This is a genomic window from Aeromonas salmonicida, from assembly GCF_028355655.1.
Classification (GTDB): Bacteria; Pseudomonadota; Gammaproteobacteria; order Enterobacterales; family Aeromonadaceae; genus Aeromonas; species Aeromonas salmonicida.
Genome location: NZ_CP110645.1, coordinates 1,698,679 through 1,723,458 on the forward strand (window position 1 = coordinate 1,698,679; position 24,780 = coordinate 1,723,458).

Here is a 24,780-nt window from a genome sequence, read left to right on the forward strand (position 1 = left end):
GCGCGTCAGTCACGGGGATCTTCCCGTTTGCGATTGGGCAGGTGTACGGTCAGCTGGGTGCCGTGGATGCAGGAGAGCTGCAGGCTGCCACCCAGTGCCTGCACCCGCTCGCGTATGCCGAGCAGGCCATAACCCTGGGGAGATCTGTGCTCCGGCAAGCCGCAGCCGTCGTCTTCCAGCAACAGCAGCAAACGCTCGGCCTGGCGATGGGCGCGAATGGTGACCGAGCTGGCGTTGGCATGCTTTACCACATTGTTGAGCCCCTCCTGACAGACCCGGAACAGGGTGACCCGCTGGGCGTCGGAGAGCCCCTCGTCCGTCAGCTGCCACTCGAGCCGGGTGACGATGCCGTGGCGTTCCAGCTCCAGCTCCCGCAGCAGGCCGCGCACCGCCTGCTCCAGACTCATGTCGTCTAGCTGGCGGGGGCGCAGACGGCCGAGCAGGCCGCGCACCGCATCATAAATACCCAGGGAGAGCGTCTCTATGAGGGCGCTGCTCTGGCCGACCCCGGCATTATCCGGCGCGAGACGCCGTACTATGCCGGCCTGGGTGCGAATGGCCGTGATGGTCTGGCCTATGTCATCGTGCAGCTCGCGGGCCACTTCCTTGCGGATGCTCTCCTCGGTTTCCAGCAATCGCTCTGTGAGTTGACGGTTGTGGGCGAGCTGGCGGGTCAGTGCCTGATTGAGCTCACGCTGGCGCTGGATGCCGGCCCCCAGCAGCAGGCCGGTGAGGCTCTGGGCCAGCAGTGAGAGCAACAGATCCAGCGGGTGTTCGTGCCAGGCCTGTCCTGCCATCAGGGCGACCGTGTTCATCAGGGTGGCGAGCAGGGCCCCCTGCCAGCCGTAGCGCCAGGCCATGGCCATGATGGGAATGGCGAGGCAGAAGGGGGTGAAGCGCACCAGCGAGTCCGGCAGGCCGAGCTGCAACCAGAGGCTCAATACAAACAGCAGCAGATACCAGACCAGATGGCGAAAACGCCAGTCCACCGGTTGATCCACCAGAGCGGGTCCCAGCGGCACCCAGGTGGCGCGGGTGAGGTAGTGCCAGATCAGCATGCAGGTGGAGGTGAGGGTCAGGCCGCCGGTCAGGGTGAGCAGCAGGGCGGTGAGGCCATCTTCCCCGGCCAGATGCCAGAGCAGGGATTGCAGCAGCGCCGCCACCGTCACGGTGGCGAGCAATACCAGCAGTTGTTGCCAGTCATTGCGCACCTGCTGGCGGCGGGCGATGAGCAGTGGCAGCAGGGTGAGCAGGCTGCCCGCCTGAACAAGTGGCCAGGATGGCAGGCCGACTTCGCTGTCGAGCCAGTAGAGCAGCAGGGATTCACTGAGCAGCAGCGGTGGCCAGTAGGCGATCGGACTTTGCAGCAGGAGACCTAGGCGCAGACCAAACGGGAACAGCAGTACCGCCAGTATGGGGGAACCCGCCAGATGCAGGCTGATGCTCCACAGGCAAAACCAGCCCGCGGCAAAGATGAAGCAGGCCGCCAGCGAGATGGCGACATAGCTGGCAAATCGGGAGATCACCAGCTGTCCAGCATGCAGTGGGCCAGCTCCACGTTGTTGCTGACTTTCAGTTTGTCCATCAGGTTGGCGCGGTGCACGTGGACCGTCTTGGGGGAGAGTCCCAGCTGCTCGGCGATGGCCTTCACTTCCAGCCCCCGCGCCAGCAGCTGCGCCACTTCCCGCTCCCGGTTGGTGAGGGGATCCTGACTGTTGCAGGCCAGCTTGTGGGCTATGTCCGGGGTTAGATAACAGCCACCGTGGGCGGCGGTGCGCACAGCGGCGATCAGCTCGTCCGGGCTGCAGCGCTTGGAGAGAAAGCCCTTGGCGCCTGCCTGCAACGCCTGCTCGATCAGCGCCGGACTGTCGTGCACCGACAACATCACCACGGCGAGGCCGGAAGGCAGTCGCTTGAGCAGGTCCAGCCCGGATTGATCCGGCATTGAGATGTCGCACACGCACAGCTGCACGCCGCTGCCCGGCAAACCGGCCAGGGCGTCGGCGGCGCAGCCGAATTCGGCCACCACCTTGAGGTCTGGCTCGAGATTGAGCAGTTGCGCAAAGCCGGAGCGGACGATCTGGTGATCGTCGATGAGGGCAATCTTTATCATGATGTCAGCCTGAAATCTGCGGCCAGGGTGCTGGCGCGGCCAACAAGATACCTGCCGCTTTGCCCGGGCTCAAGGGGAAGCACAAATTGTGGTCAAGATAGGGGCGGATCCAGCCCTAAAGCTTGATCGGGATCAGGGGAGTGGATAGCTCAGAGTCAAGGGGTGACCGGGAGCAGACAAGAGCAAGCGCCGCCGCCGAAGGCGGTCGGGTCGGCGCCTGCCCGTGGCGGCTAGCGGTGCAGTTCGCCCGCCCGTTCCGGTTGGTAGACCACTTCCAGGATCTCGACCTGGATGGTGCGACCGGCGGGGCCCGGCCAGGCGATGCTGTCGCCCACCTTCAGCCCCAGCAGGGCGCTGCCGACCGGTGCCAGCACGGAGATCCTGGACTCATCCCCCTGTACATCCTTTGGATAGACCAGGGTCAGGCAAAATTCGTTTTCGCTGTTTTGCATCTTGAAGCGCACAGTGCTGTTCATGGTGACCACGTCCGGCGGCATGTCGGCCGGTTCGCGCATCTCGGCGCGATCCAGCTCCTCTTGCAGTGCCAGGTGTTGGGGGTGGTTGCCGAGCAACTGTTCGATACGATCCAGGTCCAGGCTGGAAATCACAAGATTAGGTTTTTGCATAAGATATTCCTTATCAATGGGTTATATGACCAGGATGGCAGGCAAGCTGGTCGCAAAAAGAGTATTGGATACGAAAAAACAGATCGGGAAGGCGATGCCCCCGAACGACTCGCTGTCAGGGGCGAGGGCGGGGGCTCAACGGGGTGTGAGCTGGCTTGGAAAAATCTTGAACGCTTTCATGGGGATACCATAACCATTCTGGACTGCTTTGGCAATTATCCTGATAGGGTTGTCAGGGGGCCTGATAATCGTACTGCTTGAGGATGCGGGCCAGGCTGCCATCGTCGTGCATGGCCAGAATGGTCGTGCGCCAACGCAGCGCGTCGGCAGGGGGAAAGCGGGGGCTGGCGGCAAGATAGAGGGTGCTCTCTTGCAGGGTATCGCCACGCACCAGATCCGTCAGTGGCAAGCCCGCCTGCTGCTGGTTGTAACGGGCCGTATTCCAGGCAACGGCCCAGCCCTGAATGCGGTTTCGGGCCAGCTTGTTGGCATTGCTGACCTCGTCGGTGACCGGGTCCTGCTTCACCCGACCAAGCGGCTGGAGCAGGTTCTGACCGTGGGAGCCACGCATCACCCCTATGGTCAGGCCGGGCAATGTTTTGACAGTGAGTGGCGCCGGGTGGAATTGACGATGTCCCACCAGCACGAAGGCTTCGTCCAGCAGGGGGGCAACCCAGAGAAACAGGGGTTCACGCTGGGGGGTTCTGGCCGGTGGCAGCAGCAACACATCCTGGCGATGGCGGGTCTGGCTCAGGGCGCGTGCCAGCGGCATCAGCTCTACGGTCAAGGGCTCCTTGAGGCGACGGGCTGCTTCTTCCAGTACCTCTATGGCCATGCCGCTCGGGGCTCCCTGGTTGGAGCGAATGACATAAGGGGGGATCTCGGCAGCAAGGACCACGACGGCGTGGGCCTGAGCGCCAGCGAAGAGGGCGGTACAGAGCAGCAGGAGCAAAACGGGAATGCGCATAAGAGGCCGGATCCGGGATGAGTACACAGAGTGTAACATCCCGTTACCGCAAGTCAGCTCACCCCATGCAGGGGACAGGATCAGTCGAAGAAGTCCCGCAGATCCAGAGTCTGATAACCGTCCAGTTGCAGCCAGGGCAACGGCTTTGGCAAGGATTTGAGGGTGACCTCCATCCGGTAGTTGCGATAACCGTCCAGGCTGGCGGATTCCACCACCAGGGGTATCTGCCATCGGCTCGACCAGAGGATGCGGGTGCGCTGTTTGCCCTCGCGTTTTTCATACCAGTGTGCCTGCTCGGGAGCCGCCTCATCGAGCGGGGTCATCTCTTGCAACAGGGCCGGGTTGATGAGGTAGCGGATCCGCTCCCAATCCGGTTTGAAGGCCACCTGACCATACTCTTCCACCGGCACCTCCACCAACTGGTTGTGCCAGGCGTCGGCGTAGCGCAGTTGCAGCTCACCGCGCGTGTCGCGGGTTACCCAGCGCGCCGCCATCTGGTGGGTAAAGTGTTTGTGGCCAGGGGTAGCATCGTGGGTGGCGTGATAGGCACGGGCCAGGGGCAGGGGGATCAATCGCTGGCTCCACACCTGGTTGTCGACCCGTATCCACCTCTCCTGCCAATGGTTCTCCCGGGCTATGCCATCGCTGCTGGTGACCCTGTCCTGATAGCTGATCCGGGCGGCGAGATCCGGGGGCGTGTCAGCGGCATGGACATGAAAAGAGAAGGTGCTGCCGAGCAGCAATAAAGGAAGCAAGCATCGCATCATCATCTGTCGCTCGAAAGAGCCGGGGCCCGGGCTCAGGGTGAAGCCGGGCCCCCGCTGCTTACAGGCCGAGCGCCTCCCGCAGTTTGCCGAACACCTTGGTATTGTCCAGTGTGCCCTTGAAGCGGCTGCTGCCGGCACCATCGGCGAACAGCATGACGTCACCACCACCGTGGGTCTCGGAGCCCAGCTTGACGCCTGTCTCCTGCAGGTAGTCGTTATCCATCACCTCGTCGCTGGTGAGGGTCGGGCGGACATCGGGGCGGTTGGGGCCGTTGCCAAACACCAGGGTCGTGAAGGGTTTGCCATCCACATCGTTCTGGGTCGAGCCATCACCGTTCTTGACCAGATCCAGCACAGGGTTGCCCTTGGCGGAGTAGCCGTTGATGGTCATGGTGTGATCATGGTCGGCCGTCACTACGACCAGCGTATCTTTCAGATCCACCTTGCCCAGCGCCATCTTGAGCGCTTCATCCAGTGCCACCGCATCGGTGAGGGCACGCTTGGCGTTGGTGCCATGCAGGGCGTGATCGATACGGCCCCCTTCCACCATCAGGAAGTAACCCTGACTGTTCTGGCTCAAGAGATCGATCGCCTTGGCGGTCATTTCGGCCAGGGACGGCTGGGTATTGGCATCCCCCTTGGCGACGCGGTCCAGCTCGTAGTCGAGGTGGGATTTGGTGCTGAACAGACCCAGCACCTTGCCGCTGCTGACCTTGGCCAGCTCGCTCTGGGTGGTGACATAGTTGTATCCCTGAGCGGTCAGCTCGGCGGTGAGATCCCGACCATCGGCGCGGCCACCTTTATTGCTGGCGCTGTAAGGGGTCCAGTGATTGGCACCGCCCCCCATCAGCACATCGACCCCATCCCCGAGGGCGGTGTTGAAACCGGCGCCGCCCGGCACCGCCTGTTCGGCGATGGCATAGGCCGCATCTCTGTGGCAGATGTGGGAATAGGTAGCCGCCGGGGTGGCATGGGTCAGCTCTGTGGTGGTGACGGCGCCAACCGATTTGCCCGCCGCCTTGGCCAGCTCCAGTATGGTGGGCGCCGGTTTGCCGTTGTCGGCGGTGCAGTTGTTGATGCCCTTGTTGCCGTTGGCATCCTTGCCGGGCGCCACGGCCAGGGTGTCGCTGCTCATGGCGATCACCTCATTGTTCATCTTGACACCCGTGGTGTAGGCCGCCATGGAGGGGGCCGAATCCGTGGTCTGGGCATCGTTGGAGAAGGTCTTGATGCGGGCGCTGCGTGGCAGCTTCATCATCTCCAGGTTGCCCTCTTCCCCCACCTTGAACAGTCGGGTAGCGGTGAGCACTGTGGGGCCCATGCCATCACCGATAAAGAGAATGACGTTTTTGGCGTCACCGGCCTGGGCCTGGGTGGTTGCGCCCAGCGCACTTAACAGGGCGGCGCAGACCAGCGTGTGCTTGATGGATGTATTCATCTGTTTGCTCATGAAAGTGCTCCTTACAGCTTGGCTGCAGCCTTGACCTTGCCAAAAACGGCTGTGTTATCGAGAGAGCCGTGGAAGCTGTCCGCTCCCTGGCCGATGGCGCCGAGGAAGACGTCGGTACCGCCGTGGGTTTCGTTGCCAATGTCGCCGACCTTGACCACGACCTCCTGGTGATAGTCGTTGGCAGAGACGGTGGCATCGTCCAGCGGTGCCACGCTGCTGCGCGGGCCATCCACCCGGTTGTAGCCATTGCCAAAGCCGATGATGGTGTAAGGCATGCCATCGGCATCCTTGCTTGGTTCACCGGTTTGGTAGTTCTTCACCAGCCCGAGCACACCCGGGTTGCCTGTGGTGGTCTTGCCGGTGCGTTTGGCATAGCCGTTGAGCACGAGCGTATGGTCATGGTCGGCGGTGACCACTATCAGGGTGTTCTTCAGCTCGGGGTCGGTTTTTTTCACCTCATCGATGGCGGCCTTGATGGCATTGTCGAAGGCGAGGGTATCTTGCAAGGCACGCTTGGCGTTGGTGTCGTGCAGGGCGTGATCGATACGACCCCCTTCCACCATCAGGAAGTAACCCTTCTCCTTGTTCTTGAGCTGCTTGATGGCGGCCAGCGTCATTTGGGCCAGTGAAGGCTCATCGGCCGGGCGGTCCAGTTCATATTTCATGTGGCTCGAACCGAACAGTCCCAGCAGCGGCTTGCCAGCCTCGGCCTTGTTCAACTCGCTCAGGTTGCTGGCAAACTGGTAGCCCTTGGCCTGCATCTCGCTGATGAGATTGCGGCCATCCTCCCGCTTGCCCTTGTCGGCTTTTGGCAGGAAGAAGCCGCTGCCACCGCCGAGCACCACATCCAGCCCCTCTTTCAGGGCGCCGTTGTAACCGGCGCCGCCCGGCACCAGCTGGACGGCGATGTCATTTTCCAGATCCCGGTTGCAGATATGGGCATAGGTGGCAGCCGGTGTGGCGTGAGTGACCCGGGTGCTGGTGACGACACCGGTACCCCGGCCGTCGGCCTTGGCCAGCTCCAGCAGTGTGGTGACCGGCTTGCCGGCACTCTTGCTGCAGTCGCTTTCATAGGTGGCATCGCCGTCCATGCTGATGACGCCGTTGTTGCTCTTGACCCCTGTCATGTAGGCCGCCATGGAAGGAGCGGAATCTGTGACCTGGGCATCGTGGGAGAAGGTCTTGATAAAGGCCGTCTCTGGCAGGGTATCGATGGTGAGACTGCCCTCTTCGCCGACACCGTAGATGCGGGCCGCCGTCAGGGTATTGAGGCCCATGCCGTCACCGAGAAAGAAGATGACGTTCCTGGCGCTGGGGTCGGGTGTGGTGCTGTCGTTGTTGGAGTTGCAGCCGGCAGCCAGGGCGGCGCCGATCATCAATGCAAGTCCTGCCATTTTTCTCATTGGGGTTCGCTCCTTGTAAAACCTGAGCGCAGCCTAGAGGCAGGAGATGACACTTTTACTGATTATCGGTGACGGTTGTATGAAAAGATGAAATAAATGTTACATTATATCAGTGTGTTATGTGTCAATTGCTGAGGAAGACTGGTGCCGGGCCGCCATCCTTCTCCCTTCAGGGCGGCTTGGTGGTTTTATGGCCTGATGGCTAGAATGACCTGTCAAATCGGGGCGCCAGCAGGTAAAATGCGCCCCCTTGCGACGCCTGACGTCTGCCATCGCCCGCCGCTCGTTCCATAGCAAGCCAGCGCCCGCAGCCCCTATTTAGAGAGTAACGGATATGTCCATCAACTGGTTCCCCGGCCACATGCACAAGGCCCGCAAAGAGATTGCCGAGGTCATGCCACAGGTCGATGTCATCATAGAGATGCTCGATGCCCGCATCCCCTTCTCCAGCGAAAACCCGCTGGTGCCCGAGTTGCGTGGCGATACCCCTGTTATCAAGGTGCTGAACAAGGCGGATCTCGCCGACCCCGAGATCACGGCGCTGTGGGTGGCCCACATGGAAAAGGAGAAAGGGATCAAGGCCCTGCCGCTGACCCAGCAGGAGCCCGAGAAGATCAAGCAGCTGCTGACCCTGTGCCACGAGATGCTGCCGGAGCGCAATCTGGAGCTGCGCGGCGTGCGGGCCATGATCATGGGGATCCCCAACGTGGGCAAATCCACCCTGATCAATACCCTTGCGGGTCGCATCATAGCCCGGACGGGCAACGAGGCAGGGGTGACCAAGTCCCAGCAGCGGATCAAGCTCGACAACAACGTCGTCCTGACAGATACCCCCGGCTTCCTCTGGCCCAAGCTCAACCCGCCCTCCTGCGGTTATCGTTTGGCCATCACCGCGGCCATCAAGGATACGGTGTTCGACTATGCCGATATCGCCATGTTTGCCGCTGACTACTTTATCAAGGCCTATCCGGAGCGGATCAAGGCACGTTACCAGATAGCTGAACTGCCCGAGACCGAGATCGAGCTGCTGGAGATGATTGCCCGCCAACGCGCCTTCGTGCGCAAAGGGGGTCTGGCCGATCTGCACAAGGCGTCCGAGATCCTGATTAACGAGTTCCGCTCAGGCCTGCTGGGCCGCATCTCGCTGGAGACGCCGGAGATGGTGAGCGTCGAGATTGTCGAAGCCGCAGATGAAGCCGAGCAAAAAGCCAAAGAGAAGGCCGAGCGGGAAGATGAGCGTCAGGCGCGCGCCCGTCGCAAGTACGCCAGGAAGCGTCAAAAGTAGGTTCAACGTTATCCCGCCAAGGCAGGTTTGCGAAGTGTGAGCGGACTGTTTGACGCCTGTGTGGTCGAGGTAAAGAGACAAGATAATAAAGAAGAGGCGACCCAAGGGGTCGCCTCTTCTTTTTATGAATCCTGGTACAGGGCAGGCATGCTGGTTTGGCCAAAGCGCTTGCGCGCCTCCTCAAACAGCGTCATGTGCAGCGGGATCAGCTGTTGCCATTCCCGACGGTAACCACCACCGGGTACAGCGGCGACAGGCAGCCCATGCTTGATTGCACAGTCAAATACCATGGCATCGCGCTGGCGAATGCCTTCATCACTCAAGGCCAGATAGCCGAGCTCGTCGGCATGGTGCACATCGACCCCGGCCTGATAGAGAACGAGGTCGGGATTGTACAGGCGCAGCGCCAGAGTGAGTGCCTGTGCCAGGGTGTCGAGATAGGCATCGTCCTGCATGCCGCTTGGCAGGGCAAAGTCCAGATGGGAGGCCGGCTTGTGGCGGGGAAAGTTGTGCTCCCCGTGCAGCGACAGCGTGATGATGTCACGCCGCCCGGCACAAAGGGCGGCGCTGCCATCCCCCTGATGGACATCGAGGTCCACGATCAGCACCTGATCGCAGCGCCCCTCGTCCAGGCAGGTTTGCGCAGCAATCACCAGATCGTTGAACAGACAAAAACCGCTGCCGTGAGCCCGGTGGGCGTGGTGATAGCCGCCGGATATCTGCAGTCCGCAGCCCTGTTCGAGAGCGTGGCGGCTGGCGGCCAGGGTAGCCCCGACCGAGAGCAGGGTGCGCTCGATGAGCCGTGGCGACCAGGGAAAACCGAGCTGGCGGATGGCGTTATCGTCAAGCTGGCCTGCAAGTGCGGCACTCACATAGTCACTGTCGTGAACCCGGTCGATCTGCGCTCGGGTTGCGGCTTGTGTCTCCTGGAGTGGATAGCCCCGGGTGCTGAGTGTCTGAAACAGGGCCTGGTATTTTGCCAGGGGAAAGCGATGGCGTTCGGGCAGCGCCAGAGAGGAGTAATAAGGGTGATGGAAGATGCACAGTGACATGGGTGTCAGCCCGGATAGGGTATGAAAAAGGGGAGCCAGGCTCCCCTTTTTGCACGATACGGCATTACTGCTGTTGGATAACCCAGATCTGGAAGGCTTTGCGGGTTTCCGCGTCGGCCTTGTTGTACCAGCTCTGCAGCTGGGTCAGGGCTTCCGGATTGCTCTGAGCCTTGCTCGGGGCAACCTGTACCGGCGCGCTGGCGGCGGCCATGACGGCGGCGGCGGAGACGGCGACTGTGGTCGGCTGGTTGAAGGCCTTGCCCATGCCCAGCAGCTCTTGCTGATAGTCACGGGTCAGCTGGAAGCCTTCGACCTTTGGCATCACGAACTGCTCGCTGGCAACGATTTGGCCGCTGTTCTTGTCTTTCAGAACGACTTTTTGATCCTTCACAAACTGCTTGGCTTCGCTTTCGTTGCGCGGCTTCTTGAAGTCCAGTACCAGTTTCTGGTTGTCGGCTGCGGTGAAGTTGATCACCAGTGGCTCGGCGGTCACCAGTTTGATGTCGCTACGGCTGGAGTAGTTGCCTTCGAAGGCGACGACCAGTTGATGATCACCCGCCTTGATGGGGTAGGTGTTGCTCTTGTCGAGCAGCTTGGGATTGATGGGTTGGCCATCGATCAACTGGGCAACATAAGGATTGGTGACTTCCAATTGGGCATCGGCCAGGGCACTACCTGCCCACAAAAGACCAGCCAGAGCCGGCACCAGAACAGTCAGTTTCATTTCATCTCCTTGAACAGTCAGGCGATTGCCCACTGAAAAACAGGGGCTCATTTTTACAGGTTTGCCCAAGGGCGGCAATAGGCGTTTATGGTGCCTCATATTTACCTGACTGCTGACTTTTCTATGAAACAGTGGTCATGCCAGTGGGCCATGCTGGCCAGTTCAGAGCTGGCCCTATTCAATCCGGCGGCTGAAGGGGGGCAATGCATCGAGCAGTCCCTTGCCATAGCGCTTGGTCAGCAGACGCCGGTCGAGGATGGTGACCCGGCCCCGATCCGCCTCTTTGCGAATGAGGCGGCCGCAGGCCTGGATCAGCTTGCGAGAGGCTTCCGGCACCGTCAGTTGCAGGAAGGGGTTGCCACCCCGTTTCTCTACCCACTCGGCGGTGGCCTCTTCCACTGGCGAGTTGGGCACCGCAAACGGCAGTTTGGTGATCACCAGGTTGGTGAGGTAGTGGCCTGGCAAGTCCAGCCCTTCCGAGAAGCTGCCGGTGCCAAATAGAATGCTGGGCTGACCGCCATCGCATTTTTGTTTGTGCAGGGTGAGCAGGGCATTGCGGGATGCCTCACCCTGTACCAGCAAGGAGAGTCCCTTGGCCCTCAGCCCTGCCACTACTTCGTTCATCTGCCGATAGGAGGAAAAGAGCACCAGGCTTGCCTCCTTGCCTGCCAGTATGCGGGGCAGCACGCTGATGAGCTCCTCGGTAAAGGCGGGGGAGCTGGGCTCATGTTCCATCCTGGGTAGATAGAGCTCGGCTTTTTGGTAGTCAAACGGGGAGCGCAGGCGCAGATAACGGGTGCCGTCATGCTCTTTCAGTCCCACCTGATGGCGAAAATAGCTGAAAGAGGAGAGGGCTGTGAGGGTGGCTGACACCAGCACGGCGCCGAGGCACTTGGACCAGAGCCACTCTTCCAGCAGATAACCCACCTCTATGGGGGAGGCGTGCAACCAGATGTCGCCATCATCGCTCTTGGCCATCCAGCGTGCGAGCGGTGTCTTGCCCTCGGGCACATGGCGCCCCAGCATCTCCCACAGGGCGCAGAAACTCTCCAGCCGTTGCAGGTAGAAGCCGCTCTCCGCCAGCAGGGGCTCGGCCTCCTTGCGCCGGATCTCGCCATCCTTCAAGGCTTCGCCAATGGCACCCTGCATCCTGTCCAGTGCCCGCAGCGCCTTCTTGCTCGCCTCTTTCAGATTTTCCGCCAACATGGGCAGGGGATCGGGCAATACGCCTTCGGCGAATCGATAATGTGCCTCGCCATTGAACAGCTTGTCGTTGGCACCCAGCCACTGATCCAGTGCCTTGAGATCCGGTTGCAGCGAGGCCAGTGCATCCTGCAGCTTCAACTGGGGATCGAGCAGGCTGTCCTTGTTCAGCGTCCTGGCCAGTTTGCCTGCGCTTTGCGTCAACTTTTCCAGCCAGCGGCGGGAACCCTTGACGCTCGCCGAGGCGGCGCCGTGATCCCGGGCTATGGTGGGCAGGTGGTGGGCTTCATCCAGTACATAGAGGCACTCATCGGGGGGGGGCAAAATGATGCCGCCACCCATGGTGAGATCCGAGAGCAGCAGGGCATGGTTCACCACCAGCACATCGGCGGCATCCATATCGTTGCGGGCGCGATGGAAGGGGCAGTGCTGATGATGGCTCAGCGCCTTGTTGCAGGTATGGCGGTCGGCAGCGATGCGATTCCAGCAGAGATCGGGAATGGTCGTTGGCCAGTTGTCCCGATCGCCGTCCCATTTTCCGTCTGTATAGGCTTGCCACAGCGCCTGATAGCGCTCCTTGTCAGAGTCGGATGGCTTGTGTTTGCTGAGTGCGTCGAAGTTGAATTCGAAGTTGGCCATTTCGGTGCCGCTGGCAGCTTGCTCCAGCAGATGCTCGCAGCAGTAACGCTGACGGCCCTTGACCAGCATGAAGCGAAATGGCAGTTCGCTGTGGCGGTGATAAAAGGGCAGGTCCTTGTGGATCAACTGCTCTTGCAGGGCGACAGTGGCGGTGGAGATCACCAGCTTCTTCTGGGTCAGCCGTGCCACCGGAATGGCGCCCTGTGCATAGGAGAGGGATTTACCGATACCAGTGCCCGCTTCGGCCACCAGAATACGGCGCTGCTTGTCATATTCCCCGGTCAGGGTCTTGGCGATCTCCGCTACCAGAAAATTCTGCTCCTTGCGCGGTACAAAACCGGGTAAACCATCGGCAATTTGACGATAGGTATTGCGAATGGCGGCTTTGAGGCGGGTAGAGAGCATGAAAGAAAAGACCGTTTCGGGGAGTGAAGGGAGACAGGATACCTGTAACTGCCAACCCGGGTCGAGGCATGGCTCAGCGCACAAATTTGACCTCTTCTTCTATTTATAAGGCGCGCCGTCGCTATTGTGCGATAAATCACCAAAGTGGCCTGATAAAGCCAGCGATTATCGCTGTAAACGTTTTCCCTTGGCATGCAAATAATATGAGATTCAGATCACACTTTTTTCGCTAAGACTATGAGTTTGGTAAAAAGTTCCAAGTTTTTTCATTGCGGTTCAAAAAATCCGGTGCTAGTCTCGGCTGCATAGTGATGCAAAGAACATCGCTAACACAGGGAATAACAACAACTTAGTGTTTAATTACAGTAGGCATTGGAAACTATGAAAAAGACAATTCTGGCTATTGCTATCCCGGCTCTGTTTGCATCCGCCGCTAACGCCGCAGTGATCTATGACAAAGACGGTACCACCTTTGACGTATACGGCCGCGTTCAGGCTAACTACTACGGTGAGCACGATGACACCGATGGCGAGATCGTTGGTGCTTCCCGTCTGGGTTGGTCTGGCAAAGTTGCGCTGAACAACACCTGGTCCGGTATTGCCAAGACCGAGTGGCAAGTAGCTGCTGAAAATAGTGACAACAAAGTTCGCGACGTAGTCGATGCGAATGGCAACAAGATCGGTACCGTTGAAGATTCTGGTGGTAAATTCCAGGCTCGTCACGTTTACGTTGGTTTCGATGGTACCCAGTACGGCAAGATCATCTTCGGTCAGACCGACACCGCTTTCTACGACGTGCTGGAACCGACCGATATCTTCAACGAATGGGGTGACGTAGGTAACTTCTATGACGGTCGTCAAGAAGGCCAGGTGATCTACTCCAACACCTACGGTGGTTTCAAGGGCAAGCTGTCCTATCAAACCAACGATGACAAGGCTGTCAAAGTTTCTGACGTTGGCGGTTCTGTTAAAGAAACCGTATTTACCGACGTCAAGCGTAACTACGGTTATGCCGCTGCCGCTGGTTATGACTTCGACTTCGGTCTGGGTCTGAACGGGGGTTATGCTTATTCCGACCTGGAAAGCACCACCAACACCCAGACTGGCGACAAGTCCGAGTGGGCCCTGGGCGCACATTACGCCATCAACGGCTTCTACTTCGCCGGCATGTACACCCAAGGTGAAGTTGAAAACGACAACACTGGCTACAAAGGTAAAGGTCGTGGCTATGAGCTGGCCGCTACCTACAACGTTGATGCCTGGACTTTCCTGGCTGGCTACAACTTCACCGAAGCCAAAGAGAACAACACCAGCTACCAAGATCAAGTTGATGAAACCCTGCTGGGTGTTCAGTACAACTTTACTTCCAAGCTGAAAGCCTACACCGAGTACAAAATCCAGAACATCGACAAGAAGGACGACGAGTGGACTGTCGCCCTGCAATACAACTTCTAATCTAGCCTTGGCGTAGATTGAGTTGATAAACGGCCAAGCTTGCTTGGCCGTTTTGCTTTATCCGATCCTGACGTATTTTCTGCCTACTTCGTTTATTCTTCCCCCTTTCCGCCTGCGCCAGTTCACGTTGTCTCTTTTTTGCCCTTGGCTCTCTGCCAGTGAATCGCTAGATTATTCCACTCGTTGAAGGACGTTAGACAAACAGGGAAGGGCAACGCTTGATTGACTTCAGTCACCCGCAATGGCGGCAACTGGCTCGCCAGTTACTGGACCACTCTCCTGTGGTGATCCGGGCTCGTCAGTACCTGCCGTTGGTGGGCTTGCTCAAGGACAACCAGTTGCTGCTTGCCCTTGGCAATCACAGTTATGAGCTGACCCCGGCCGGCCGGCGTTACCTGACTCGCGAGCTGATGCTGGCAGAGATTGCCACCGCACCCCCTGAACCTGAAGAGTGGCTGCAGGCCCATGGCTGGCAACTGGGGGAGCGGGTCAACGATCGGGTACTGGCAGCACTCTATCGTAAACCTGAGGCTACCTTCAGTCCGGTCGAGCAGATCGATTTCGAGGACAAGGGAATTCGGCTCTGTGCCGATCAGCTGCTGCGGCTGCGGGCTCCTGTGCCTTTCAGCCTGTTTTTCAGCGGCGGCACTCTGCTCGATGCAGCGCCCTGGTTGCAGGCGCTAGGGGAAGTGGCTGTGCCGGAGCGCACACTGGCTGACCTTGGCAAGATACTGTGGGGGGAGGGGGAGATTGAGCGGGTGATCACCACCGACAGTGTCGGTGCCTTTGCTGAGCTAAGCCTTTGTGCAGGAACCCTGCTGGTTTGGGCGCCCGCCACTGCCCAGCTCGCCTTGCAGCAGATGGTGGCGGCGTTGCCGCCCAAGGTACAGTGGAGCCACCTCACCTCCCTCGATCCTGCCGGAGTGGATCGGGTATTGGCACTGGCCCAGCGGCTCGGTCGTCCTGCCAGCTGGTGGTTGCCAACCGGCTTGCTTCCCATCATGGCGGCCTATGCCCAGCCGCTGACCGACTCCCGCCCCTGGGAACCGAGCCGTATCCCCAAGCCTTTGTTAGCAGTTTGTAGCGGTTTGGTTGAGTCCAATGGTGGCTTGTCTGCCGAGGTGTGCGCCCTGGCGCCAGCATGGCATGCCATCGGTTGATATTGCCGCAGATGCCGTTGAGAAAGCGGTTTTCCCCCATTGAGCGCAGTGATATAAAGAGTTGACGAAGCGCTCGTCAAACGGGCGCTTTTGTCTGCCACGTTTTTGCGTGCGACAGACGGTTTGCCAACACGCTTTGCCACCAACGAACTCAACGGAATACAGGGAATACCATGTTTGAAAAGGTTGTTGCCGCCCCAGCGGATCCGATCCTGGGCCTGACCGAAGCCTTCCGCGCTGACTCTCGCAGCCACAAGATCAATCTGGGGGTCGGGATCTACAAGGATGAGACCGGAGCTACTCCAATCCTTCACTGTGTCAAGAAAGCAGAACAGAAGCTGCTGACCGACGAGAAGACCAAGAACTACCTCGGTATTGAAGGCAATATCGAATATGGCCGCATAGTGCAGCAACTGCTGTTCGGGCAGAGTTCCGCATTGGTCGCCAGCGGTCGCGCCAAGACAGCCCAGGCGCCGGGCGGTACCGGTGCCCTGCGCATAGCCGCCGAGTTCGTGGTGCGCAACGGTCTGGCCAAAACCATCTGGATCTCCGATCCCACCTGGGCCAACCATGTGAGCGTGTTCCAGGCTGCCGGCCTGACCGTCAAGTGGTACAAGTACTATGATGCCGCCACCAAGGGGCTCGACTTTGCCGCCATGCAGGCCTCGCTGGCCGAGGTTCAGCCAGGTGAACTGGTGCTGCTGCACGGCTGCTGCCACAACCCGACCGGTATCGACCCCACGAGCGATCAGTGGCGCGCCCTGGCCAAGCAGAGTGCTGCTGCCGGCTGGTTGCCGCTGTTTGACTTCGCCTATCAGGGCTTTGCCCGTGGTATTGAAGAAGATGCCGAAGGTCTGCGCATCTTCGCCGAGTGCCATGACGAGTTGCTGGTGGCGAGCTCTTTCTCCAAAAACTTCGGCCTCTACAACGAGCGGGTCGGCGCCTTCACTCTGGTCAGCGCGAGCAAAGAGATTGCCGATGTGGCCTTTACCCAGGTCAAGACCGTTATCCGTGCCAACTACTCCAACCCGCCGTCACACGGTGCCGCTGTCGTCACTGCCGTGGTGAGCGATCCGGCCCTCTACGCAGAGTGGGTAGAAGAGGTGGCGGCCATGCGGGTGCGCATTCGCGAGATGCGCGAGCTGCTGGTAGAGAAGTTGGCGGCCCTCGGCGTGAGCCAGGATTTCAGCTTTATCCGCGAGCAGAACGGCATGTTCTCCTTCTCCGGTCTCTCCAAAGATCAGGTTGAACAGCTCAAGAGCGAGTTTGCCATCTACATCGTCGGTTCAGGCCGGATCAGCGTGGCCGGGATCACCCGTGCCAACATAGATCCCCTGTGCGAGGCCATCGCCAAGGTGCTGTAAGCGAGCCCTCGTTGTTCGGTGATGTACTCGCTCAGTAAAAAGCCCGCCAGTATCTCTGGCGGGCTTTTTCGTTCCTGCTGTTTGCACCTCAGCGACGTCGCTTGTTGCCTCCCAGCAGAGAGCCGAGCACCCCGCGTACCAGCTGGCGCCCCACTTCGTTGCCTATGGTGCGGGCCACGCTCCTGGCTGCGGTCTGCACCACACCGTCATGCTGGCCTCCGCGCGGGCCTGTGCGGCCAAACAGAATGCCGTTGAGGGTATCGAGCAGACCTCCCGCCGCTGGCGGCGTCTCTGTCGGGTCAGTCAGCGAGCCTGCATTGTCCCTCTTGCCGTCATTGAGCCGTTCGAAGGCTGACTCGCGATCCTCGCGAGGCTCATATCTGCCATAGAGCAGGGATCCCCGTATCTGAGCCTGGCGCTCTGCCTCGCTCAGTGGCCCGATACGGCTGGCTGGCGGGGCGATAAAGGCGCGTTCCACCACGCTCGGGCGACCCTTCTCATCGAGCAGGGAGACCAGGGCTTCGCCCACCCCCAGTTCTGTGATGACGCCAGCCGCGTCGAAGGCCGGATTGGCGCGCAAGGTGTTGGCGGCGATCCGTACCGCTTTCTGGTCACTCGGAGTAAAGGCGCGCAGCGCATGCTGCACCCGATTACCCAATTGCCCCAGCACGCTGTCGGGAATATCGGCCGGGCTCTGGGTCACGAAATAGACGCCCACTCCTTTCGAGCGGATAAGGCGTACCACCAGTTCTATTTTTTCCAGCAGCGCCTTGGGGGCGTCGTTGAACAGCAGATGGGCTTCGTCGAAGAAGAACACCAGCACGGGTTTGTCCGGATCGCCCACCTCGGGCAATTGCTCGAACAGCTCGGACAGCAGCCAGAGCAGGAAGCAGGCATAGAGGCGGCTGGACTGGGTCAGTTTGCTGGCCGCCAGCACATTGATATGGCCGTGGCCGACCTCGTCGGTTTGCAGCAAGTCCTGAATGTCCAGCATGGGCTCGCCGAAGAAGTGATCACCCCCCGCTCTCTCCAGGGTGAGCAGGTTGCGCAAGATGGCGCCTATGGAGGCGGTCGACACATTGCCGTAGCGAGTGGTCAGGGATTTGGCGTTCTCCCCGGCAAATTGCACCATGGCGCGCAGGTCTTTCAGATCGAGCAGCAGCAAACCCTCGTCGTCCGCCACCTTGAATACCAGCTCCAGCACCCCGCTCTGGGTGTCGTTGAGGCCGAGCAAACGTGCCAGCAGCAAGGGACCCATGTCGGAGACGGTGGCGCGCACCGGGTGCCCCTGCTCGGCGAACAGATCCCAGAAGAGGGTCGGGCTGGCGGCAAAGGCGAGGGCTGGGATGCCGAGCTGGGCAAGTCGGGCATCCAGCTTGCTTGACCTGGCACCGGCGGCGCCCAGGCCGCTGAGATCCCCCTTCACATCTGCCAGAAAGACCGGCACCCCGAGGCGGGAGAATCCCTCCGCCAGTACCTGCAGGGTGACGGTTTTACCCGTGCCGGTGGCACCTGTGATGAGACCATGGCGATTGGCCATGGTCGGTAGCAGGGAGAGCGGTTGGCCATTGGCATAGGCCAGTGTCAGTGGTGCAGCCATGGTGGACTCCTTGTCCTAGCAGGTGGTGTGCGGCAGCTAGCTATAAGGAGTGTGGCGGCAGAGCCAAATGATGGCAAGCGGGGGCAGGCAAGGGATAAGGGGACGCAAAGGGATAGCCCCCTTGTCAGGGCAAGCTCTGTCTTGACAAGGGGTTGCCGGGTCAGCGGGGACGGATCAGCTTGCCCAGTTGCAACAACAGTAGCGTCAGTACAGCCCCCAGAATGGCTGTCAGCACCGCCAGCAAGAGGCTGCCGAGCAGGAAAGGGGGAACCAGGGTTGCTGCTTCGTGCTCAAGCCAGTGCAGGGACCAGGTGAGATGGAACGGCTCCGGCGTCTTGTGCAGCACCAAGCAACCGGTGCGGTAGGCATAGAGATACATGAAGGGGAGCGTCACCGGGTTGTTAAACCAGACCGCCAGCAGGGCCAGTGGCAGATTCAGACTGAACGCCAGCGCCAGAGCGACGGCGATCAGCGAGTGCATGGGGACCGGGATCCAGCAGGCGAAGATACCGGCCGCCACAGCGCCGCTCAGGGCGCGACTGCCTCCTTGCCACAAGGCTGGTGCCAGCAGGCGATCGCCAAACAGCGCAAACCACTTCTGCTGGCGCAGGGTATCTGGGTCCAGCTTGAGACGGGGCAGCTTCATGCTCGGGCCTTGCGGCGGCGCCATTGACGAATGATGCTCAAACGCCACACCAGGCGGATCGTGACATAGCCGAACACAGAACTCAGCATCGCCAGCGCCAGTGACCCCAGCAGCAGGGGCGGTGCCACGGTTTCAAACACAGAGCTCAGCCAGTGCCAGGTAAACTCGATGTCGACATGCTGGGCGGGGTGGCCGAGCAGCAGGCAGCCAACCCGGTAGGCGGCATAAAACAGGGGGGGCATGGTAATGGGATTGGTCAGCCAGACCAGGGCGACGGCCAGTGGCAGATTGACCCGGCAGGCGATGGCGCCGCCAGCCGCCAGCAACATCTGGCAGGGCACGGGGATCCAGGCCATAAAGAGGCCGACCCCGAAGGCGCCTGCGGCGGAACGGCGATTGAGGTGCCAGAGGTTGTTGTCGAGCAACAGGTTACCAAACAGCTGCAAGCGCTTGTTTTCTTTGAGCGTCTTCTGATCCGGCATCCAGCGTTTGATGATTCGTTTGGGCATATTGAAACCTTGCTAAATACTTGCACCATGGATCTGCGCTTGTTGTCGTTTGCCCTGGGGGCAAGCTCCTCGTTACTCTGGCCATGGTTGCCTTCCATCGCATGGGGGGGCGTCATGCTCTGCCTGCTGGTTCCCCTTGCATATTTTCGTGCCTGGCGGCTGTTGTTTCTCCTGCTTGGCGTCCTCTGGATGCAGGCCAATCTGTCATATCGACTCGCCTGGTTGGATCAACTGGGAGCGCAGGGGAGCCACATCATAACCGCACGGCTGCAAAGTGCAGAGCCTCAGGGTGATAAATTTGTCCGGCTGTTGCTGCGGGTGACCGCCCTCGATGAGCGAGGGGTGACGCCTGAGCCCCTGATCCGGGTCAACGCCTATCAACAGCTGCCAGCCATGCCGGCGGGCAGTTCCGTGACCCTGGTGACGTCGTTGAAACCGGCCCATGGCCTTGCCAATGAAGCGGGGATGGATGGGAGACGTCTGCTGCTTGGCAAGGAGATTACCGCTACCGGCAATCTGCGCCGCATCATAGAGATAGAGACAGCTTCCCCTGGTTTGCGTGATCGCTGGCTGGCAGAAGCCACCGCCAGTTGGCGGGGATTGGTTCAGGCACCCCTGCTATCAGCACTCACATTTGGTGAGCAGGGCGGCATCACGGATGCGCAGTGGGAGTTGTTTCGCGGCAGTGGGCTCACCCATATCATTGCCATCTCCGGCCAGCATATCGCATTGGTTGCCGTGATCGGCTGGTGGCTGGGGCGCTTGTTCGGGCTGAGGGCCGCGATTGTAGTCGCCCTGCTATTTGCCGCCATTTACAGCTGGCTTGCCGGATTTGCAGTGGCGACAGAGCGGGCACTCATCATGGTGCTGGTGTGGAGTCTGCTGCGTTGGTGCAAACGGGAGTGGCCCAGCTATCGCATCTGGTTGTGGGCGTTTGTGGTGCTTTGCCTGTGGGATCCTTTTGCTCTGTATTCGGCCGGCTTCTGGCTTTCGTTCTTGGCGGTGGCTCTGCTGCTTGTGGCGAGTCATCTGGAGGGCAAGCCCAGCCTGGTGCGTCTGCAGGGCTTGTTGCTGCTCGGTTTGTTACCGCTGCAACTGGCGCTGTTCGAGGGGATTGCACCCTTGGCACTCTTGATCAACCTGCTGGCGTTGCCGCTATTTTGTGTGGGGATCATACCGCTTGCGCTGATCGGCGTCTTGCTGGCGCCGCTCTCCCACTGGTTTGCTCACGGTTTGTTCTGGTTGGCGGATGCCGGTTTACAGTGGGTGTTATGGGCCTTGATCCAGTTGTCGAGTCAGTTGCAACTCTGGTGGCCGGTTCCGAGCTGGGCGATGCCGGTCAGCGCCGTGCTGAGCCTGCTCTGGTGTGCCTGGTACCTGCCAAGTGCTCGCCCGCTGTTGTTGCCCGTGGTCGCCGCCCTTGTGCTGGCCGTCTGGCCCGCAGCGACAGCCTGGCAGTTGCGGGTACTGGACGTGGGACAGGGGTTTGTCGGTGCTGATCACCAAAGGGAATCGCGGCATTCTCTATGATACGGGGGATCGTTATCCCGGTGGCTACAACATGGCAGATGCCGTCATCTTGCCCTTGCTCAATCGGCTCGATGTACAGGTGCTCGATCACCTCATCATCAGTCACAAGGACAGAGACCATGCAGGTAACCGGCGCACCATCTTGCAGGCCGTGCCGGTGCGCCATGAACTCTCTTCATACGATTTTGGCGAGATGACGGGGCTGTGTCACCGTGGCCAGCAGTGGCGCTGGCAAGGGCTGACGTTTGCGGTGCTGTGGCCAGAACGTCCGGGGCATGGCCGCAATAACGACAGTTGCGTGGTGCGCATCAGCGATGGCCAACACAGTGTGCTGCTCAGTGGCGATATAGAGCAGCGTGCAGAGCAGCGCCTGGTGTTGCTGGAGGGAGAAGGGCTGGCCAGTACCCTGCTGGTGAGTCCTCATCACGGCAGTCGCACCTCATCCACTGTGCCCTTTGTCGAGGCTGTGGGGGCGGGCTATGTGGTACACAGCGCAGGGTATATCAATCAGTGGGGTTTTCCTCGCCCCGAAGTGGTTGCCAGGTATGGACAGGCTCGCCAATGGGTGACCGGACAGGATGGCGCCATCCTGATTGAACCCGCGTCTGGCGGGCTCAATATCCGCGCCGAGCGCGACTTGGGGCCCTGGTATCGGCGAGGTGGCAGCTGGTGGACGCCCAAGCTTTGGCTTGGGCGTTAATCCGTCATTTCCCCCTTGGGTTGCGGGTATCGAGATGGCGGCGCCTGGTGGATGCCCAAGCTTTGGCTTGGGCATTAATCCGTCATTTCCCCCTTGGGTTGCGGGTATCGAGATGGCGGCGCCTGGTGGATGCCCAAGCTTTGGCTTGGGCATTAATCCGTCATTTCCCCCTTGGGTTGCGGGTATCGAGATGGCGGCGCTTGGTGGATGTTCAAGTTTTGGCTTGGGCATTAATCCGTCATTTCCCCCTTGGGTTGCGGGTATCGAGATGGCGGCGCTTGGTGGATGCCCAAGCTTTGGCTAGAATACCCCGTCATTTCCCTTATTAACGGCTATTCATGCAACAAGAAACCTCACAAGACAGCTGGCCTGTCTTCAAGCGTCTGCTCGGTTATGTCCGGGATCGCAAGTTGGGTCTGGTCGGCGGCATCATAGGGATGCTGGGCTATGCCGCCGTGGATACCACCTTCGTCTACTCCATCAAGCCGCTGATCGATCAGGGCCTCAATGGCAATGACAACAGTGTGCTGAAGTGGATGCCTTTCTTCGTGCTTGGCATCGTTGCCCTGCGTGGCTGTGCCACTTTCCTCTCCAACTATTGCATGGCCTGGGTCGGCAACCATGTGGTGATGCGGCTGCAACAGCAGGTGTTCAGTCACCTGATGGCTATGCCCATGAGTTTCTTCGACCGCCAGAACACCGGCAACCTGCTGGCCAAGGTGACCTATGACGCGGGTCAGGTCTCATCTGCTGCCAGCTCCACCCTGGTCTCGCTGGTGCGGGAAGGGGCGACCGTGATCGGTCTGCTCGGTCTGATGTTCTGGCACTCCTGGCAGTTGTCGGTGATCTTCCTGGTGGTAGGCCCGGTCGTCGGGATCCTCATTGGCCTCATCAGCCGACGTTTTCGCAAGATCAGCCGCCACATACAGCAGGCGGTAGGTGACATCACCACCTCGACCGAGCAGATGCTCAAGGGTCATAAAGAGGTGCTGATGTTTGGCGGTCAGCAGGTCGAAGAGAAACGTTTCTTCCGCGTCAGCAACCACATGCGTCAGCAGACCATGAAGATGGTGGCTGCCGATGCCATCGGCAGCCCCATTGTCCAGATGGTGGCCTCCGTTGCGCTGGCCGTCTTCCTCTACGTGGCGACCATCGACAGCGTCAAGGCGACCCTGACAGCCGGTACTTTCACCGTCATGGTCACCTCCATGATGATGCTGCTCAAGCCGCTCAAAAGCCTGACCGACGTGAACAACCAGTTCCAGCGCGGCATCACCGCCTGTCAGAGCCTGTTTGGTCTGCTCGACTCCACCCCGGAAGAGGATACAGGTACCCGTACCCTGGATCGTGCCCGTGGCGAGATCGAGTTTCGCAATGTCACCTTCACCTACCCGACCAAGGACACCCCTGCGCTGCACAACGTCAGCTTCAAGGTGGAGGCGGGTAAGTCCGTGGCCCTGGTGGGACGCTCCGGCTCCGGCAAGAGCACCATCGCTAGCCTGCTGACCCGTTTTTACGACGTGGAGCAGGGCGAGATCCTGCTGGACGGCGTCAACATTCGCGAGTACCGCCTGAGCGAGCTGCGCAAGCAGTACGCCCTGGTCTCCCAGCATGTACACCTGTTCAACGACACGGTCGCCAGCAACATCGCCTATGCGGCGGAAGAGCGTTACAGCCGGGAAGAGATCCAGCAGGCGGCACGCATCGCCCATGCCGACGAGTTCGTCAGCAAGATGACCCAGGGTTACGATACCGTGGTCGGCGAGAACGGGGCTTCGCTGTCCGGTGGTCAGCGTCAGCGTATTGCCATCGCCCGCGCCCTGCTGCGCGATGCCCCCGTCTTGCTGCTGGATGAGGCGACCTCGGCACTCGATACCGAGTCCGAGCGTCACATCCAGGCTGCTATCGACGAGCTGTGCAAGGCGCGCACCTCCCTGGTGATCGCCCACCGTCTCTCCACCATAGAGAAGGCGGACGAGATCCTGGTGATCGACGAGGGTCATATCGTCGAGCGTGGCAATCATGAAGCCCTGATGGCCAACCAGGGGACATATGCCCAGCTGCGCGCCATCCAGTTCGGTAACACTTCCGTGGGTAACAAGGGCTAATGCTGCAGCAACTCTGGTACGGCAAGAGCGGCTGGCGCTGGTTGCTGGCCCCTTTTGCCCTGTTGTTTGCCATTCTTAGCGGCGCGCGCCGCTTCGCCTATCGGCGTGGCTGGTTCACAGCCTATCGTGCCACTGTCCCTGTGGTGGTGGTGGGCAATATCTCGGTGGGCGGTAACGGCAAGACCCCTGTGGTGATCTGGCTGGTGGAGCAGTTGCAAGCTCGCGGATTCAGGCCCGGAGTGGTGAGCCGTGGTTATGGTGGCAAGGCGCCCCATTACCCCTATCGGCTCGATGCCGCCAGCACGACCGCGCAGGCGGGCGATGAGCCAGTGCTGATCGCCCGGCGCTGTGGTTGCCCCGTGGTGGTCGCCCCCAAGCGAGCCGATGCGGTGCGGCTGCTGGAGCAAAGCGGTGAGGTGGATATCATCATCACCGACGACGGCCTGCAGCACTATGGGCTGGCCCGCGATATCGAGCTGGTGGTGGTGGATGGGGTACGCCGCTTTGGCAATGCCTGCCTGCTGCCCATGGGGCCATTGCGCGAGCCGGTAACCCGGTTGAAGCGTGTCGATGCCATCATCTGCAATGGCGGTGAGCCTGCCAAAGGAGAGTATGCCATGCGCCTGGTGGCCGATGTGCCGCGCCGGGTGCGGGATGATGCCCAGGCCACCGAGCCCTTGCCCAGTGCGGTGGATGCCCTGGCCGGCATAGGCCATCCCCCCCGCTTTTTTGCTACCTTGGCCGGGCTGGGGTATGAGTTGCACCAGCAGGTTGGTTATGGGGATCATCATGCGTTTGACCGCGATGAGCTGGTCGCCCGCTTCGGGCAGCGTCCGCTGCTGATGACAGAAAAAGACGCGGTCAAGTGCCGGACGTTTGCGCTGGATAGCTGGTGGTATCTGCCGGTCAGTGCCGAGTTGCCGACCTCCTTGCTCGATACCTTGCTGCAAAAACTGCCATCGCTGACAGTGCCGCGTTCAGGCTCCGGATTGTGACGCGACATCATAGGGGCCTGGTTGTATCACCCGCTCGACATGGTTGAAGGGGGGTATTTCGGCCCGGAATCGAATATTG

General features: G+C 60.3%; 19 protein-coding genes and 1 pseudogene. 7 read left to right on the plus strand and 13 right to left on the minus strand.

Features of this window, described 5'->3' with window-relative positions; all coding sequences use genetic code 11:
• Positions 1 to 5: 5 nt before the first annotated feature.
• The 7 genes from uhpB to ONZ54_RS08285 all read right to left on the minus strand — a co-directional run bounded on the left by uhpB (position 6) and on the right by ONZ54_RS08285 (position 7,326).
• Entirely contained in the window at positions 6 to 1,526 is a 1,521-nt protein-coding gene (gene uhpB, locus ONZ54_RS08255) for a signal transduction histidine-protein kinase/phosphatase UhpB (protein ID WP_096118236.1), read from the minus strand.
• Positions 1,523 to 2,113, minus strand: coding sequence for a transcriptional regulator UhpA (uhpA, locus tag ONZ54_RS08260; RefSeq protein ID WP_271787893.1), 591 nt, complete (start codon positions 2,111 to 2,113; stop codon positions 1,523 to 1,525). Before uhpA ends, uhpB begins: the two co-directional genes overlap by 4 nt.
• Positions 2,114 to 2,343: 230 nt before the next feature.
• The gene (gene rnk, locus ONZ54_RS08265; RefSeq protein ID WP_005320129.1) at positions 2,344 to 2,739 is read right to left on the minus strand and encodes a nucleoside diphosphate kinase regulator; all 396 of its coding nucleotides are present in this window, start codon (positions 2,737 to 2,739) and stop codon (positions 2,344 to 2,346) included.
• Positions 2,740 to 2,971: 232 nt separating this feature from the next.
• The gene (locus ONZ54_RS08270) at positions 2,972 to 3,706 is read right to left on the minus strand and encodes a substrate-binding periplasmic protein (RefSeq protein WP_192896031.1); all 735 of its coding nucleotides are present in this window, start codon (positions 3,704 to 3,706) and stop codon (positions 2,972 to 2,974) included.
• A gap of 80 nt (positions 3,707 to 3,786) precedes the next feature.
• Entirely contained in the window at positions 3,787 to 4,473 is a 687-nt protein-coding gene (locus tag ONZ54_RS08275) for a hypothetical protein (RefSeq protein WP_271788263.1), read from the minus strand.
• 58 nt (positions 4,474 to 4,531) lie between these two features.
• Positions 4,532 to 5,923, minus strand: a complete 1,392-nt coding sequence (locus ONZ54_RS08280) for an alkaline phosphatase (RefSeq protein WP_271787894.1) — start codon at positions 5,921 to 5,923, stop codon at positions 4,532 to 4,534.
• Positions 5,924 to 5,934: 11 nt separating this feature from the next.
• The gene (locus ONZ54_RS08285; RefSeq protein WP_271787895.1) at positions 5,935 to 7,326 is read right to left on the minus strand and encodes an alkaline phosphatase; all 1,392 of its coding nucleotides are present in this window, start codon (positions 7,324 to 7,326) and stop codon (positions 5,935 to 5,937) included.
• A 334-nt stretch (positions 7,327 to 7,660) separates the two neighbouring features.
• On the opposite strand from ONZ54_RS08285, the gene ylqF reads away from it, so the two are divergent.
• Positions 7,661 to 8,611, plus strand: coding sequence for a ribosome biogenesis GTPase YlqF (ylqF, locus tag ONZ54_RS08290; RefSeq protein WP_005320120.1), 951 nt, complete (start codon positions 7,661 to 7,663; stop codon positions 8,609 to 8,611).
• A gap of 122 nt (positions 8,612 to 8,733) precedes the next feature.
• Here the strand turns inward: ylqF and ONZ54_RS08295 are convergent, their stop codons facing one another.
• The 3 genes from ONZ54_RS08295 to dinG all read right to left on the minus strand — a co-directional run bounded on the left by ONZ54_RS08295 (position 8,734) and on the right by dinG (position 12,634).
• Positions 8,734 to 9,663: a histone deacetylase family protein gene (locus ONZ54_RS08295; RefSeq protein WP_058406305.1), complete on the minus strand. Its 930-nt coding sequence runs from the start codon at positions 9,661 to 9,663 to the stop codon at positions 8,734 to 8,736.
• Between the two features lie 64 nt (positions 9,664 to 9,727).
• The gene (locus ONZ54_RS08300; RefSeq protein WP_271787896.1) at positions 9,728 to 10,387 is read right to left on the minus strand and encodes a YccT family protein; all 660 of its coding nucleotides are present in this window, start codon (positions 10,385 to 10,387) and stop codon (positions 9,728 to 9,730) included.
• Positions 10,388 to 10,561: 174 nt separating this feature from the next.
• Positions 10,562 to 12,634 (minus strand): ATP-dependent DNA helicase DinG, encoded by a 2,073-nt coding sequence (gene dinG / locus ONZ54_RS08305; protein ID WP_159166737.1) that lies wholly within the window; start codon positions 12,632 to 12,634, stop codon positions 10,562 to 10,564.
• A 381-nt stretch (positions 12,635 to 13,015) separates the two neighbouring features.
• Between dinG and ONZ54_RS08310 the strand changes: the two genes are divergently transcribed.
• The 3 genes from ONZ54_RS08310 (at position 13,016) to ONZ54_RS08320 (ending at position 16,613) form a co-directional block, all read left to right on the plus strand.
• Complete coding sequence (locus ONZ54_RS08310; protein ID WP_113720045.1) at positions 13,016 to 14,089, plus strand: porin; 1,074 nt, start codon at positions 13,016 to 13,018, stop codon at positions 14,087 to 14,089.
• Between the two features lie 218 nt (positions 14,090 to 14,307).
• Positions 14,308 to 15,249 (plus strand): hypothetical protein, encoded by a 942-nt coding sequence (locus tag ONZ54_RS08315; protein WP_271787897.1) that lies wholly within the window; start codon positions 14,308 to 14,310, stop codon positions 15,247 to 15,249.
• Between the two features lie 173 nt (positions 15,250 to 15,422).
• Complete coding sequence (locus tag ONZ54_RS08320) at positions 15,423 to 16,613, plus strand: amino acid aminotransferase (RefSeq protein WP_271787898.1); 1,191 nt, start codon at positions 15,423 to 15,425, stop codon at positions 16,611 to 16,613.
• An 88-nt stretch (positions 16,614 to 16,701) separates the two neighbouring features.
• Here ONZ54_RS08320 and ONZ54_RS08325 read toward each other — a convergent pair whose 3' ends face one another.
• From ONZ54_RS08325 to ONZ54_RS08335, 3 genes are all read right to left on the minus strand, one after another.
• Positions 16,702 to 18,213 carry a helicase HerA-like domain-containing protein gene (locus ONZ54_RS08325; protein ID WP_271787899.1) on the minus strand — a complete coding sequence of 504 codons (1,512 nt, stop codon included), beginning with the start codon at positions 18,211 to 18,213 and terminating at the stop codon, positions 16,702 to 16,704.
• Between the two features lie 160 nt (positions 18,214 to 18,373).
• The gene (locus ONZ54_RS08330) at positions 18,374 to 18,859 is read right to left on the minus strand and encodes a DUF2062 domain-containing protein (protein WP_011898563.1); all 486 of its coding nucleotides are present in this window, start codon (positions 18,857 to 18,859) and stop codon (positions 18,374 to 18,376) included.
• Positions 18,856 to 19,368, minus strand: a complete 513-nt coding sequence (locus ONZ54_RS08335; protein WP_059168673.1) for a DUF2062 domain-containing protein — start codon at positions 19,366 to 19,368, stop codon at positions 18,856 to 18,858. Before ONZ54_RS08335 ends, ONZ54_RS08330 begins: the two co-directional genes overlap by 4 nt.
• Positions 19,369 to 19,395: 27 nt before the next feature.
• Between ONZ54_RS08335 and ONZ54_RS08340 the strand changes: the two are divergent.
• From ONZ54_RS08340 to lpxK, 3 genes and pseudogenes are all read left to right on the plus strand, one after another.
• Positions 19,396 to 21,598 (plus strand): annotated as a pseudogene (locus ONZ54_RS08340) (DNA internalization-related competence protein ComEC/Rec2).
• Positions 21,599 to 21,936: 338 nt separating this feature from the next.
• Positions 21,937 to 23,706, plus strand: a complete 1,770-nt coding sequence (gene msbA / locus ONZ54_RS08345) for a lipid A ABC transporter ATP-binding protein/permease MsbA (protein WP_021139624.1) — start codon at positions 21,937 to 21,939, stop codon at positions 23,704 to 23,706.
• Positions 23,706 to 24,701 (plus strand): tetraacyldisaccharide 4'-kinase, encoded by a 996-nt coding sequence (gene lpxK, locus ONZ54_RS08350; RefSeq protein ID WP_271787900.1) that lies wholly within the window; start codon positions 23,706 to 23,708, stop codon positions 24,699 to 24,701. The genes msbA and lpxK overlap by 1 nt, the downstream gene beginning before the upstream one ends.
• The last annotated feature ends 79 nt before the right edge of the window (positions 24,702 to 24,780 follow it).